This is a genomic window from Cupriavidus sp. Met-2 (genome assembly GCF_049843575.1).
In the GTDB taxonomy this organism is placed as follows: Bacteria; Pseudomonadota; Gammaproteobacteria; order Burkholderiales; family Burkholderiaceae; genus Cupriavidus; species Cupriavidus metallidurans.
In genome coordinates, this window is sequence record NZ_JBBHZL010000014.1 from 89924 (window position 1) to 104133 (window position 14210).

The 14210-nt window shown below is 64.4% G+C and carries 14 protein-coding genes; 11 read left to right on the plus strand and 3 right to left on the minus strand.

Annotation, left to right across the window (positions count from 1 at the left end; all coding sequences use genetic code 11):
• The first annotated feature begins 50 nt into the window (after positions 1 to 50).
• The 3 genes from WD006_RS24920 to WD006_RS24930 all read left to right on the plus strand — a co-directional run bounded on the left by WD006_RS24920 (position 51) and on the right by WD006_RS24930 (position 2451).
• Positions 51 to 1055, plus strand: a complete 1005-nt coding sequence (locus WD006_RS24920; RefSeq protein ID WP_011515006.1) for a DUF3108 domain-containing protein — start codon at positions 51 to 53, stop codon at positions 1053 to 1055.
• 54 nt (positions 1056 to 1109) lie between these two features.
• Positions 1110 to 1958 (plus strand): 3-oxoadipate enol-lactonase, encoded by an 849-nt coding sequence (gene pcaD / locus WD006_RS24925; RefSeq protein WP_011515007.1) that lies wholly within the window; start codon positions 1110 to 1112, stop codon positions 1956 to 1958.
• Between the two features lie 235 nt (positions 1959 to 2193).
• A complete protein-coding gene (locus tag WD006_RS24930; protein WP_008644526.1) occupies positions 2194 to 2451 on the plus strand; it encodes a BTH_I0359 family protein in 258 nt (85 codons plus the stop codon).
• 118 nt (positions 2452 to 2569) lie between these two features.
• On the opposite strand, the gene WD006_RS24935 is transcribed toward WD006_RS24930, so the two are convergent.
• Positions 2570 to 2962, minus strand: a complete 393-nt coding sequence (locus tag WD006_RS24935) for a rhodanese-like domain-containing protein (protein WP_008644527.1) — start codon at positions 2960 to 2962, stop codon at positions 2570 to 2572.
• Positions 2963 to 3185: 223 nt separating this feature from the next.
• On the opposite strand from WD006_RS24935, the gene WD006_RS24940 reads away from it, so the two are divergent.
• From WD006_RS24940 to WD006_RS24960, 5 genes are all read left to right on the plus strand, one after another.
• A complete protein-coding gene (locus WD006_RS24940) occupies positions 3186 to 4253 on the plus strand; it encodes a homocysteine S-methyltransferase family protein (RefSeq protein WP_011515008.1) in 1068 nt (355 codons plus the stop codon).
• 28 nt (positions 4254 to 4281) lie between these two features.
• A complete protein-coding gene (gene metH, locus WD006_RS24945) occupies positions 4282 to 7029 on the plus strand; it encodes a methionine synthase (protein WP_011515009.1) in 2748 nt (915 codons plus the stop codon).
• A 305-nt stretch (positions 7030 to 7334) separates the two neighbouring features.
• The gene (locus WD006_RS24950; RefSeq protein ID WP_011515010.1) at positions 7335 to 7673 is read left to right on the plus strand and encodes a hypothetical protein; all 339 of its coding nucleotides are present in this window, start codon (positions 7335 to 7337) and stop codon (positions 7671 to 7673) included.
• Positions 7674 to 7922: 249 nt separating this feature from the next.
• The gene (locus WD006_RS24955) at positions 7923 to 8555 is read left to right on the plus strand and encodes a response regulator (protein ID WP_011515011.1); all 633 of its coding nucleotides are present in this window, start codon (positions 7923 to 7925) and stop codon (positions 8553 to 8555) included.
• A 160-nt stretch (positions 8556 to 8715) separates the two neighbouring features.
• Positions 8716 to 9123: a response regulator gene (locus WD006_RS24960; RefSeq protein WP_011515012.1), complete on the plus strand. Its 408-nt coding sequence runs from the start codon at positions 8716 to 8718 to the stop codon at positions 9121 to 9123.
• 65 nt (positions 9124 to 9188) lie between these two features.
• Here WD006_RS24960 and WD006_RS24965 read toward each other — a convergent pair whose 3' ends face one another.
• A complete protein-coding gene (locus WD006_RS24965) occupies positions 9189 to 10574 on the minus strand; it encodes a sensor histidine kinase (protein ID WP_011515013.1) in 1386 nt (461 codons plus the stop codon).
• A 280-nt stretch (positions 10575 to 10854) separates the two neighbouring features.
• Here WD006_RS24965 and WD006_RS24970 point away from each other — a divergent pair, with 280 nt between their 5' ends.
• Positions 10855 to 11019, plus strand: coding sequence for a DUF1328 domain-containing protein (locus WD006_RS24970; RefSeq protein WP_008644540.1), 165 nt, complete (start codon positions 10855 to 10857; stop codon positions 11017 to 11019).
• 30 nt (positions 11020 to 11049) lie between these two features.
• On the plus strand, positions 11050 to 11484 hold the full coding sequence (locus tag WD006_RS24975; protein WP_029306787.1) for a DUF883 family protein: 435 nt from the start codon (positions 11050 to 11052) through the stop codon (positions 11482 to 11484).
• Between the two features lie 411 nt (positions 11485 to 11895).
• Here the strand turns inward: WD006_RS24975 and WD006_RS24980 are convergent, their stop codons facing one another.
• Positions 11896 to 12216, minus strand: coding sequence for a DUF1840 domain-containing protein (locus WD006_RS24980; RefSeq protein WP_011515016.1), 321 nt, complete (start codon positions 12214 to 12216; stop codon positions 11896 to 11898).
• A 177-nt stretch (positions 12217 to 12393) separates the two neighbouring features.
• Between WD006_RS24980 and argS the strand changes: the two genes are divergently transcribed.
• Positions 12394 to 14202 carry an arginine--tRNA ligase gene (argS, locus tag WD006_RS24985; RefSeq protein ID WP_011515017.1) on the plus strand — a complete coding sequence of 603 codons (1809 nt, stop codon included), beginning with the start codon at positions 12394 to 12396 and terminating at the stop codon, positions 14200 to 14202.
• The last annotated feature ends 8 nt before the right edge of the window (positions 14203 to 14210 follow it).

Below are 14210 nucleotides of genomic sequence, written 5' to 3' on the forward strand. Positions count from 1 at the left end.
GGTCGCGGGGCGGCACGCTGAGCTGGTGGCAGCGCCGTCGCAGATGGGTTGTGGTCATTCTGCTGGTGGTGGCCGCCCATTTGCTGGCGCTGCTGCGTCTGGTTCATGCGCCGGCGCCGAGCCTGCCCGATATCGAGCCGACCCCAACGCTCGACGCCATCCTGCTGCCGCCGCCCAAGCCACCGGCTCCGCCGGCGCCTCCTCCGCCCGTGCCCGCGCCACGACCGGTGCCGCAGCCGCCAGCCCCTTCACCACCGCCAAAACCTGCGCCGCCGGAACCCGCGCCGGCACTCGCCACGGCGGAAAGCGGCCAGACCACGACAACCACCGGATCAGGCGGAGAGGGATCGGCGGCGGCTGCGCCGCCCGCAGCGACGCCGGCAGCCCCAGCGGCCCCACCGAGCCCGCCCGCGCCCAGGTACGACGCACCGCCGTCGGTGGTGCTGCGCTATGCCAGTTTTGTCAATGGCGTGCAGAACCCCGATGGCCGGATCACGTGGCAGCAGGACGGTCAGCACTACCGGCTGGCGGTGGAAACCCGCGTGCTCTGGTTCCGCTTTGCGTTTCAGAGCTCGGGCGACATGAACGACGGGGGGCTGAATCCCACACGTTACGAGGAGGCCCGGCGCAGCAAGGTCGAAGTCGCCCGCTTTGATCGCACGGCAGGCACAGTGGTGTTTGAAACGCGTGGCGGACAGGTGCCAATGCCGTCAGCATTCCAGGACCGCTTCAGCGTGTTCCTGCAACTGGTTGGGTGGGCGCGGGGCGATCCGCAGCGCTATGCGACCCCGGGCGTGACGGAGACGTTCAACGTGTCCGACACGCGGGAAGTGGAAGTCATGCAGGTGCAGTACGTTGGCGAACAGGACATTGATATCGGTATCGACAGGGTGCGCACGAAGCACTTCGTGCGCCTGCCGCGCCACCCGAACGACAAACGCAAGGTGGAAATCTGGCTGGCGCCGTCCCTGAACTGGATGCCGGCGCGTCTGCGTCAGACGGAGCCTGATGGCACTCAGATCGATCTCGTCTATCGTAGTAGTGAGACACATTGACGAATGCGCCTTGGGAGCCGGTGGGTGGCGCCATGACCGTACGGAGACTGACACATGTCTGACACTTCCGCATCGACCGCGTCGCAAACGAACCGGCTTCGGGTCGGGGATGTGCATTTGCAAGTGCGCGTCGATGGTACCGAAGGCCCTTGGGTGATCCTGGCCCATGCGCTCGGTGCGAATCTGACTTTGTGGGATGACACCGCGCGGCACCTTGCCGCACGCTATCGCGTGCTGCGTTTCGACATGCGGGGCCATGGGGGTAGCGATGCGCCGGTGGGCGCCTACACGATGACGCGGCTGGCCGACGACGTGGTGGCGCTGATGGACGAACTCGATATCGCGCAGGCCCACTTCTGTGGGGTGTCGGTGGGCGGTATGGTGGCGCAGACGTTGGGCGTGCGCCATCCGGAGCGGCTGTTGTCGCTGACGCTGGTGGACACGATTCACCACACGCCGCTGGAAGCCCGGGCGATGTGGGCCGACCGGATCGGACAGGTGGAAGCGCATGGCATGGGCGGGACCGTCGAGTCGACGCTGAATCGGTGGCTGACCGCACCGTTCCGGGAGCGGCACCCAGAAATCGTCGAGAGAATCAGGAAAATGTTGCTGGAAACACCAGTGCGCGGCTATGTTGGTGTAGCGCAGGCCATCGAAGCCTTCGATCTGGCCCGCGCGATCTCCCGGATTCACTGCCCGACGCTAGTGGTGGTCGGCGACAAGGACGAGGGCTCGCCGGTGTCGATCGCCGAAGCCATCGCCCGTGAGATTCACGGTTCAAGGCTGGAAGTGCTGCCGGACGCGGCGCACCTGTCATTCATCGAACAACCGGAACGTTTCCATGCGATGTTCGACGCGTTCCTGGGACACGCGGCTTGTGGCGGCCAGTGTGATATTCCGTAACGCCATTGGAAATATCGCAACACAGTAGTGCACGGCGCTCAAGAAACTTGCAGGCTGCGCCGATGCCCAATGTAAGAGGGCAGCAATGGCACGACAAGGTCCGCCCGGTCGTACAACTTGAATTACGGGCGACTACCCTCAGCTTGGAGAGGAAATCGCGTCAATTCCATAGGCCTTGTGCCGGGAGCGCAGCAATGCGCGGAGTTGCCGCTAACTATGCCAGGAGGAAAGTGCGATGCAAATGATCTACAACAGCGACAATTACTGCATTGTCGAGTTTGGAGCAGACGTCGAGCATGCGACCCTTGCCTCGGGCGGTTACGAGATCGTCGACAAGAATCTGAAACGCGAAATTTTCCTCGGTGGCCTGATGGCCGAGACCTTCCGCGCCGATGTGACGCGTTTGATCGAGAGCGAACCCTCCGTGGAAGAAGTCGATGAGTTTCTCGGCAAATTCGATACGGTGATGAACAACCCGCTGGTCATGCACTGACCACTGGCGCGTCGCATCACACCGGGAGGCGCGGCGGCGGTAGACCGTTTGTCCGCCTCCAAAAACAAACGCCCGCTTTTGCGGGCGTTGCTGTCTTCTCAGAAGTCGCGAAATCAGATCAATATTGTTCCCAGGGTAGCCCGTCGTGACGCCAACCGTTGACCGTGTTGCGATGGCGCTGGGCGTCGAGGTCGCCTTCGAATCCATGCAGTACGCAGTAGATAGTGGCGAATCCGGCGCCTTCCAGCGCGCGAGCGGCTGCGGACGACCGGTTGCCGCTGCGGCAGATCAGCACGACCGGGCGGGCCGAGGCTTGCCCGGCCAGTTTTTTCACCGCCTGCACGAAATGCGGATTGACCTCCCAGTCGGGGCCGTCGTTCCAGGGAACGTTGTGCGCCCCGCGGGGATGACCGACGAACAGGTATTCCATCTCGCTGCGGCAATCGATGAACAATGCATCGGGCTCGCCTTCGAGCAGGGTCCGGGCGTCATTGGGGCTGAGGGTTTGCATGGTGCGGATAAGCGTGACGAATGCGTCTCTCAGTGTAGGCGCGCGGCCGGTTGCTGACAACTGGCCCGGCACCCGGGCCGACACCGGGCCCGACACCCGGCCATCAATGTGGCAGGGCAAGTCCCTGACCGCCGCAATGCCTTGATCTACCTGATAAAATCGCCGGTTCTGAATTGTCACAAACTGCGCGGCTCCGCCGTCGCATCGAAGATCGAGCCCCACCATGAGCGCCGCCCAATCCCAACCACGCCCCTACACCCGGGCCGCCAGCCTGCCGAAGCTGCTGCGCGACCGCATTCTGATTCTCGACGGCGCGATGGGCACGATGATCCAGCGTTACAAGCTCACGGAAGCTGACTATCGGGGCACGCGCTTCGCCGACCATCGGATCGACGTGAAGGGCAATAACGAATTGCTGCTGCTGACCCGTCCGCAGGTCATCACGGAGATTCATGAGCAGTACCTGGCCGCCGGCGCCGACCTGATCGAGACGAACACGTTCGGCGCCACGCGCGTGGCGCAGGAAGACTACAAGATGGCCGACCTCGCGTACGAGATGAACGTCGAGGCCGCCCGCCTGGCGCGCGCCGCGTGCGACAAGTACAGCACGCCGGACAAGCCGCGCTTCGTGGCCGGTGCGTTCGGCCCGACGCCGAAGACGGCCAGCATCAGCCCGGACGTCAACGACCCGGGCGCGCGCAATGTCACCTTCGAGGAACTGCGCGATTCGTACTACGAACAGGGCAAGGCCCTGCTCGAAGGCGGGGCCGATGTGTTCCTGGTCGAGACAATTTTTGACACGCTCAACGCCAAGGCCGCGCTGTTCGCGATCGACCAGTTGTTCGAGGACACCGGCGAGCGCGTGCCGGTGATGATCTCGGGCACCGTGACCGATGCCTCGGGCCGCATTCTCTCCGGTCAGACCGTGGAGGCGTTCTGGAACAGCCTGCGCCACGCGAAGCCTGTCACGTTCGGCCTGAACTGCGCGCTTGGCGCCACGCTGATGCGCCCGTACATCGCCGAACTGGCCAAGGTGTGCGATGCCGCGGTGTCGTGCTACCCGAACGCCGGCCTGCCCAATCCGATGAGCGATACCGGCTTTGATGAAACGCCCGAGGTCACTTCCGCGCTGGTGGAGGAGTTCGCGGCATCCGGCCTGGTGAACCTGGTGGGCGGCTGCTGTGGCACCACGCCCGATCACATCGCTGCCATCGCCAAGAGCGTGGCCAACAAGACGCCACGCACCTGGCCCGGCCAGTATCGCGAAGACACCGCACAATCCGCCGCCTGAAGCCATCGTACGCAAGAGAACAGAAATCATGAGCCAGCAAAACCTGCCCCCGCGTCCGATGCGCCTGTCCGGTCTGGAGCCGTTTACGATCGACGACGACACGCTGTTCGTCAACGTTGGCGAGCGTACCAACGTCACCGGTTCGAAGGCATTCGCGCGCATGATCCTGAACGGCCAGTTCGACGAAGCCCTGGCGGTGGCCCGCCAGCAGGTGGAGAACGGCGCGCAGATCATCGACATCAACATGGACGAGGCGATGCTCGATTCGAAGGCGGCGATGGTGCGCTTCCTGAATCTGATCGCATCTGAGCCGGACATCGCGCGCGTGCCGATCATGATCGATTCGTCGAAGTGGGACGTGATCGAGGCGGGCCTGCGCTGTGTGCAGGGCAAGGCCGTGGTGAACTCGATCTCGCTCAAGGAAGGTGAGGAACAGTTTCGCCACCACGCCACGCAGATCCGCCGTTATGGCGCGGCCAGCGTGGTGATGGCATTCGACGAGAAGGGCCAGGCGGACACGTTCGAGCGCAAGACCGAGATCTGCAAGCGCAGCTACGACTTCCTCGTGAACGAAGTGGGCTTCCCGCCCGAGGACATCATCTTCGATCCGAACATCTTCGCGGTGGCCACCGGTATCGAGGAGCACAACAACTACGCGGTGGACTTCATCGAAGCCACGCGCTGGATCAAGCAGAACCTGCCGTACGCCAAGGTCAGCGGCGGGGTGTCGAACGTGTCGTTCTCGTTCCGCGGCAACGACGTGGTGCGCGAGGCGATCCACACCGTGTTCCTGTACCACGCGATCGCGGCGGGCATGGACATGGGCATCGTCAACGCCGGCCAGCTTGGCGTGTACGACCAGCTCGACCCGGAATTGCGCGAGCGCGTGGAAGACGTGGTGCTGAACCGTCGCGACGACGCCACCGATCGCCTGCTGGAGATCGCCGACCGCTTCAAGGGCGGTGGCACGAAGCGGGAAGAGAACCTGGCCTGGCGCGGCACGCCCGAGCAACCGGTGCCGGTGGGCGATCGCCTGGCGCACGCGCTGGTGCACGGCATCACCACGTTCATCGTCGAGGACACCGAGGAAGTGCGCCAGCAGATCGCGGCGCGCGGTGGCCGTCCCATCGAGGTGATCGAGGGGCCGCTGATGGATGGCATGAACATCGTCGGCGACCTGTTCGGCGCGGGCAAGATGTTCCTGCCGCAAGTGGTGAAGAGCGCCCGTGTGATGAAGCAGGCCGTGGCGCATCTGCTGCCGTTTATCGAGGAAGAAAAGCGCCTGGTGGCCGAGGCCGGCGGCGACGTGCGCGCGCGCGGCAAGATCGTGATCGCCACCGTGAAGGGCGACGTGCACGACATCGGCAAGAACATCGTGTCGGTGGTGCTCCAGTGCAACAACTTCGAAGTGGTCAACATGGGCGTGATGGTGCCGTGCAACGAGATCCTGGCGCGCGCTAAGGTCGAGGGCGCGGACATTGTCGGGCTGTCCGGCCTGATCACGCCGTCGCTCGAGGAAATGGCCTACGTTGCCTCGGAGATGCAGCGCGACGATTACTTCCGCGTGAAGAAGATTCCGCTGCTGATCGGCGGCGCCACCACATCGCGCGTGCATACCGCGGTCAAGATCGCGCCGAACTATGAAGGCCCGGTGGTCTACGTGCCCGATGCCTCGCGCTCTGTCAGCGTGGCGTCGAACCTCTTGTCTGACGAAGGCGCGGCGAAGTATCTGGACGAGCTGAAGTCCGACTACGACCGCATTCGCACGCAGCACGCCAACAAGAAGGCCACGCCGATGGTGTCGCTGGCCCAGGCGCGCGCCAACAAGACGCCGATCGACTGGAGCGCCTATGTGCCGCCGAAGCCGAAGTTCATCGGCCGCCGCGTGTTCCGCAACTACGATCTGTCCGAACTGGCCAACTACATCGACTGGGGCCCGTTCTTCCAGACCTGGGACCTGGCCGGCAAATTCCCGGACATCCTAAACGACGAGATCGTCGGCGAATCGGCCCGACGCGTCTTCTCGGATGGCAAGAGCATGCTGGCTCGCCTGATCCAGGGACGCTGGCTGACGGCCAACGGCGTGATGGCGCTGCTGCCGGCCAATACGGTCAATGACGACGACGTCGAGATTTATACCGACGAGTCGCGCAGCAAGGTCGCGCTGACCTGGAACAACCTGCGCCAGCAGAGCGAGCGTCCGGTGGTGGATGGGGTGCGTCGCCCGAACCGTTGCCTGGCTGATTTCATCGCGCCGAAGTCGAGCGGCGTGGCCGACTACATTGGCCTGTTCGCGGTCACGGCCGGGATCGGCGTGGACAAGAAGGAGGCGCAGTTCGAGGCCGACCACGACGACTACAGCGCCATCATGCTCAAGGCGCTGGCCGATCGTCTGGCCGAGGCGTTCGCCGAATGCCTGCACGAGCGCGTGCGCAAGGATCTCTGGGGCTACGACGCCGCAGAGTCGCTGAACAATGATCAGCTCGTCGCCGAGGCGTATCGCGGTATTCGTCCGGCACCCGGCTATCCGGCGTGCCCGGAGCACACGGTCAAGGCGCCGATGTTCGCGTTCCTCGATGCTGCCGACATCGGCATGGGCATTACCGAGGGGCTGGCCATGACGCCGGCGGCATCGGTGAGCGGCTTCTACCTGTCGCATCCGGACTCGACCTACTTCAGCATTGGCAAGATCGGCCAGGACCAGCTCGACGATATGGTGGCCCGTCGCGGCGAGGACCGCCTTACGCTCGAGCGCGCTCTGGCGCCGAACCTGTAGAAGCTGTAACCAGGTGCAAGAGCCGGGATACCGCGCGCGCGTGGCATCCCGGCTTTTTCATATTTGGCGTCAGCCGTTGATGGTTGGGGGCAGGCCCGCGATGCCCTCGCATGGCGCGCTGTGTTGAATCGCGTCGAATCGTGCCGATTTGTAGCAGCGATGTCCTCACCTCTGCTTACAGGGCATTACAAGTCCTCACAGAAGCGAGTGGAGCGAGTCCATAGACTGGGCCTCAGTTCACGTGACACCGCGTGAATGCCGCGGCGAATGTTTCGCTGCGGGGCATTCCAGTAAAGGAGTCTTCCATGAACAAGCTGCTGATCTCCCTGTCCGCCCTGTCGATTGCCGCCGCCTCGTCGCTTGCGATGGCGCAAGGCACTGGAGCCACCGCCGGAACTGCCGGCACACAGGCCGGCGTCGGTGCCGCTGTGAACGCGCCGTCCCTGCAAACCGGCACTGGCGCATCGGTCAATGCTTCCGGTGGTGCGGTGACGCCTGGGGCCTCGGCTGACGGCGGTACCGGTGCCCAGATGGATGCGCCGAAGGGCCATCAGGGCAAGCAAGCCAAGGGCAAGTCCAAGAAGGGCGAAACCAGCGAATCCAGTGCCAGCGCGGGTGGTCAGGCCGGTACGAAGATGCAGTAATCCGGTCAGGTGCCGGGGCGGGCCCCTCCAGACCGCCCCAGCTCCCACTGTCGACAGACCTCGACAAACCGGCAACGGGCGCCTTGTGCGCCCGTTGTGCATTTCCGACAGCGCGCGTGGGGGCAGGTATCCCTCCAGACATGTCAGCCTGAGACTGACATATTTGGCCGCGCGGCAGCACTACAATGCAAAAAAGCCGGCCCGGTCCATCCATCCGAAGCCGGGCCGTCCTTCACCGTGGAGACACAGATGATTCGCGTCCTGATCGCCGACGATCACGAGATCGTGCGTGCAGGTCTGCGCCAGTTCATTGCCGAGGAGCCTGACATCGAGGTGACGGGCGAAGCTGGCAGCGGCGACGAAGTGATGGCGCAGTTGCGCGACAGCGAGTTCGACGTGCTCGTGCTCGACATTTCCATGCCGGATCGGAATGGCATTGACGTGCTGAAGCTGATCCGACAGAGACTGCCTGCCTTGCCGGTGCTGATCCTGTCGACCTATCCGGAAGACCAGTACGCCATCAATCTGATACGTGCGGGAGCATCCGGTTACCTGACCAAGGAGTCGGCGCCGGACGACCTCGTCAAGGCGATCCGCACCGTTGCCCAGGGACGACGTTACGTGAGTCCGACCGTGGCCGACCTGCTGATCGGCGGACTGGACAAGCCCACCGATCAGCCCGTGCACCGCACGCTCTCCGAGCGCGAGTTCCAGATCTTCTGCAAGCTGTCACGCGGGCAATCCGTCTCGGTCATCGCTGACGAACTGTTCCTGAGCGTCAAGACGGTGAGTACCTATCGTTCACGCATCCTGGAGAAGATGGGGATGAAGACCAATGCCGATCTGACGTACTACGCCATCAAGAACGGCCTGGTGGAGTAAGAGGTGCTATCAAAAAGATTCTGGCGTCGTTGCGGGGCCTTGCCGTACGACTTGTACTGTCTGCGGCCCCCCGCCTAGCCAGAACCGATTCGCTTCATTTTGATCGCGCCTCCAAGCAGGCTTCCATAAATCGCTCAATTTTCGGAACCATCATCGCACCATGCCGGAGCAGCCCACTGCCTCCATACCCCGACCACTGCGCGTCCTCCTGATCGAGGACTCGGCCGTGATTCGGAGCATGTTGATGGAGTACCTGACCGCGTTTCCGTTCGTGGAAGCCGTGGATTGGGCCGATACGGAAAGCAAGGCGGTGGGGCTGGCCGCGGCCGGGGCCTATCACGTGGCGATCGTCGATCTGCAACTACGTCAGGGCAACGGCATCAATGTGCTGCGCGAGATGCAGAAGGCGCGGTTCCCGGGCATCCGCATCGTCTACACGAACCATGCGCAGGTATCGATGTACCGGCGCCAGTGCGCCGAAGCCGGCGCGGACTATTTCTTCGACAAGTCACTCGAAATGGAGCAAGTGTTCCGGGTGATCGAGGACTACGCAATGTCGACGCCCTGACGTTGACGTCCCTTGCTGCGTCACCTATTCCAAGGCCCTTGGATCGGCGCCTCCATGCCTTCCCCTCACTCGGCCGGCTCTTCCTGCGCCAGCACCGCCGCGGTCAGCGGCACCTCGATCCCGATCGTCACACCGTGTCCCGGCGATGAATCCACTTCCATCGTGCCGCCCAGCGCCAGTACGCGCTGCTCCATGCCGAGCAGGCCGTGATGGCCGGCAATGCTGCCAGCGTCGAAATCGGGCGGCAAGCCACGGCCGTCGTCGCGCACGGTCAGCACCAGATGTTCGGTCGTGCACGCCAGGGTCACTGACACTTGCTTGGCCTCTGCGTACTTGCTGGCATTCGTTAGCGATTCCTGCACGATGCGGTACAGCGCGATGGCCGCAGGGTCGTTCAGTCTTGGCAGCGTCTCGGGCAGGTCCAGCGCGGTATCCCACTGGTTGCGCGTGCCGACATCTTCCACCAGTTGCACGATGGCCTCGCGCAGGCCCAGGTTCAGCAGCACGGTCGGACGCAGGTCCTCGATCAGTTGTCGCTTGATCTGGATGGCCTGGTCCGCGTGCTGCATCACGCGCGTCAGCTTGTCGCGCGCCTCCGGATGCGTGTCTTGCACGCGCATCCGCACCCAGTGCAGATCGAGCTTGATGGCGGTGAGGATGGCGCCGAGTTCGTCGTGCAGCTCGCGCGCCAGGCGCGTCTTTTCGTCTTCGGTCACGCGTTGCAGGTGAGCGGCCAGGGCGGACAGCTGGCGCGTGCGGGCGCGCACCTTGCGGTCGAGCCGCGCGCTTTCCTCTTCCAGTTCGGCCCGGGTGGCATCGGCCATTGCCATGCGGCGCGCGTGGCCCATGCCGAGCGTCACCATCAATACGATGTTGATGGCCGTGAGCAGCCCAATGCCATAGCGCGACAGTTGCAGGTCATGCTCGGCCGCTTCGAGATTGTGCGTGACCGTGCCCGACTCGCGCACCTGCAGATGCTCGAGACTGCGCCGGGCGTTCTCCATGGTCTGCTTGCCGAAGTCGGTGCGGACCATGTCGAGCGCCACGTCGAAGTCGCGCTTGCCGTAGACCAGCGTCAGTGCCATCTCGTTGAGTTTGCGCGTCACGAATTGGGACGCCTCGCCGAATTGGCGCAGGCCTTCCGGATCGTTCGCGTAGTGCTGGCGGATGCGCGACATCAGTTCGTTGATGCGCGGCAGCGCCTTGTAGTACGGGTCGAGGTAGCTGTCCTTCCCGGTCAGCAGGAAGCCGCGCTGGCCGCCCTCTGCATTGACGAGTTCGGCGATCAGGTCGCCCAGGTCGTTCTGAAGCTGCTGCGAACGGATTGCCTCGATGTATCCCTCGCGCAGGCGCTGGTTGCCGGTCTCGGATGCGATCAGCACGGCCAGCGTCAGCATGATGCCGCTGACCAGCAGCAGTGTGTTTCGCACGAGTAGGGAATGCTTGGCCATTGAGAATTACCGGTTAGAAGACCGTTTCCAGATGCGCGGCGGCCCGATGGGCGACCATCGCATCACATTGAGGGGCGGGGTCAATCGTAGCCGTGGGCCGGCCGGTCTCGCACCCGGTGTGGCGCTCGGTGCGCTGTAGGACTTGGCTGACATGGGAATCGGTCTGGATTCGGTGCCTGCTCTGGCGAGCGAACCCTACGATGAGGCTATGAGCTTGCGCGCCGTGGTGCAAGCCGGACGCGCCACTTTCGGCTCGCCCATCATCCGAGGGAGGCTGGACATGCTGTACTACGCACTCGTCTTCTTTATTGTTGCCCTGATCGCGGCGATCTTCGGATTCGGCGGCATTGCCGCCGGCGCGGTGGAAATTGCCAAGATCCTGTTCTTGATATTCCTGGTGGTGGCAATCGTAACGTTTGTAATGGGCCTGGTGCGCCGACGGTAAGTCGCCCCACGTCCGGAAACAGGAGATCCAATGCTTACGCAAAACCCCAAGGTTCGCAAGGAAATCAACCACCTGCACGACAGCGCTGACGCAGCCGTCCGGCAGATCCGCCATGCCGCGCGCGATACCCGCGACGCGGCACGCGATGCCGCTGGCCCGGTGTCGGAGGACGTCAAGGCACTGATCGGGCAGCTTCAGCAAACGATCGATGTGCTGGCGCGTGAGGGTTCGGCGGAAAGCCTGGCGGCGGGGCGCCGACTGCGTGACCGTGCGCAGGAACTGGCCAAACGGCTGCGCGAACGTGGCCGGGACGGCATGGACTGGGCGCGTGTGCATGTTGACGATGCCGTCGACCACAGCCGTCAGCGCGTGGTGGAATCCCCGCTGATGGCGGTGGGGATTGCCGCGCTGGTTGGCGCGTTCGTCGGCCTGCTGCTGGCCGGCGGCCGCCGAAGCGACGACTAAGAAGCCGTTTCAAAAAGATTCTGGCGTTGTTGCGGGGCGCGCATGTGTTCGCAGGCACATGCCGTTCCGCAGGCGGCTCGCATGCGAGCCAGAACCCCTGCTTCACCCTGGCCAGAACCGCTTCGCTTCATGTGGAAGCAGCTGCTAAGGAAACGAAGCCGGAAGGCGCGCGGCGGGCTGCTGCCTTGCGCTTTTCCGCAGTAATCCCCCTTCCCGGATACCAATCCCTGGTCCGGGTCGCCCGGTCGCCCTGTGGCAGCCGGGCGCTTTTTCGTGTGCGACGACCGGGTGTCGGGAAACCTTTCAAACGGCTTTCTGTGGAAGGGCGTGTGGAGACTGGCGGCATGGTGTCGCCGGACGAAGGTGCAGCAGGGCGCCAGCGAAGGCGGCGCCCGGGGGGGCGTCAGAGGGTCAGACGCCCCACATCACATCCGCGCCTTCCTTGGCGGACTCGCGCAGCATGTCCAGGAACGGATAGGCGCGCTGGCCCAGATGGAGCGGTTCCTCTTCGCGCTCGTCATCCTTGCCGGGGTGAACGGTGGCTTCGGCCGGGTGGACTTTCTTGGCGTCCTGGACGGCGGCTTCGAGCTTTCGGATTGCCGCCGGCATTTCGTCGGCCTTGATCACCCCGCGCTCGCCCAGATGCTTGCCGATGATGCCAAGCAGCGTAATGGCAAGATCCTTCATCATGATCAGGTCTTGCGCCGCGTGGGATTTGAAGGTGATCAACATAGTGGTTCCTTTCACGAGTGGCGGTGTCTGGCGCAGGGCGTACAGGCCATCCGCATGATGTCAGCATAGCACCTGATAAAATTCCGCGTTTCCCGATTTCCACTGCCGGTCACGCGGCGCGGCGTTCACTTGCCGACGCATGGCCGGAAGCACCCCAGCCTCAGGGCCCAGATATCCATGCTGCCTGTTCAGACCTCCCAACTTGCCGCCGCGTTCACGGATGCCGTGCGTGCGCTCGCCCCCGCCGATGCCAACCTGCCCGCGGTGACATTCGAGCGACCCAAGGCAGCCGCCCACGGCGACCTGGCCTGCAACATCGCCATGCAGGTGGCCAAGTCGCTCAAGACCAACCCGCGTGAGCTGGCGCAGAAGGTCGTCGACGCAGTCAAGGCCGATTCGCGCGCGACCGCGCTCGTGGCCGCGCTCGAGATCGCCGGCCCGGGCTTCATCAACCTGCGCCTGAGCCCCGAGGCCCGCGCGGAAGTCCTGCGTGCCGTGCTGGCGGATGGCGACCGCTACGGCGCGCGTCCGGTCGGCGAGCATGGCCAGGTGCTGGTGGAGTTCGTCTCCGCCAACCCGACTGGCCCGCTGCACGTGGGCCACGGCCGCCAGGCCGCCCTGGGCGATGCGCTGGCGAACCTGCTGGCCTGGCAGGGCTGGTCGGTCCATCGCGAGTTCTACTACAACGACGCCGGCGTGCAGATCCATACGCTGGCCATCTCGGTGCAGGCCCGGGCGCGCGGCCTGAAGCCGGGTGACGCCGGCTGGCCCGAGTCCGCCTACAACGGTGACTACATCGCCGATATCGCAGCCGATTTCCTGGCCGGCAAGACCGTGTCCGCCTCGGACGGCGAGCCGGTGACGGCCTCGGGCAACATCGAGGATCTGGAGTCGATCCGCAAGTTCGCGGTGACCTACCTGCGCAACGAGCAGGACATCGACCTGCAGGCGTTTGGCGTCAAGTTCGACCGGTACTACCTGGAATCGTCGCTGTACAGCGATGGCCGCGTGGAAGCCGCCGTGCAATCGCTGATCGCCAAGGGCAAGACGTACGAGAGCGAAGGCGCGCTGTGGCTGCGCACCACCGACGACGGCGACGACAAGGACCGCGTCATGAAGAAGGGCGACGGCACGTACACGTACTTCGTGCCGGATGTGGCGTACCACACCACCAAGTGGGAACGCGGCTTCTCGAAGGTCATCAACGTGCAGGGCAGCGACCACCACGGCACCATCGCCCGCGTGCGTGCCGGCCTGCAGGGCCTGGACATCGGCATTCCGCAGGGCTACCCCGACTACGTGCTGCACAAGATGGTCACCGTCATGAAGAACGGCGAGGAGGTGAAGATCTCCAAGCGCGCTGGTTCGTACGTGACCGTGCGCGACCTGATCGAATGGAGCAACGGCGGCGAAGAGACGATCCGCGGTTGCCTGGAAGCAGGCGTGGCCGACTGGCCCGCGCACTTCACGCGCGGCCGCGACGCGGTGCGCTTCTTCCTGCTGTCGCGCAAGGCCGACACCGAGTTCGTGTTCGACGTGGACCTGGCGCTGAAGCAGAACGACGAGAACCCGGTGTACTACGTCCAGTACGCTCACGCCCGCATCTGCTCGATTTTCGAGGCATGGGGCGGCGCGGACTGGGAAGCGCGGCTGGGCGAGCTGGCCAGCGTGGACCTGGCCGCCGTGACGGCTGCTGACGTGAGCCCGCAGGCGATCGCGCTGGGCCGCCGTCTGGCCGAGTTCCCCGACATGCTGGCCGCGGCCTCCAGCGAACTGGCCCCGCACGCGGTGGCCTTCTACCTGCGCGACCTGGCTGGCGATTTCCACGCGTTCTACAACGCCGACCGCGTCCTGGTGGACGACGAGACGGTCAAGCGCGCGCGGCTGGCACTGCTGGCTGCCACGCGCCAGGTGCTCAAGAACGGCCTGGCGGTGATCGGTGTTTCGGCACCGCAGCGCATGGACCGCGAAGCGGCTCCGGCCTGATCGTGGTA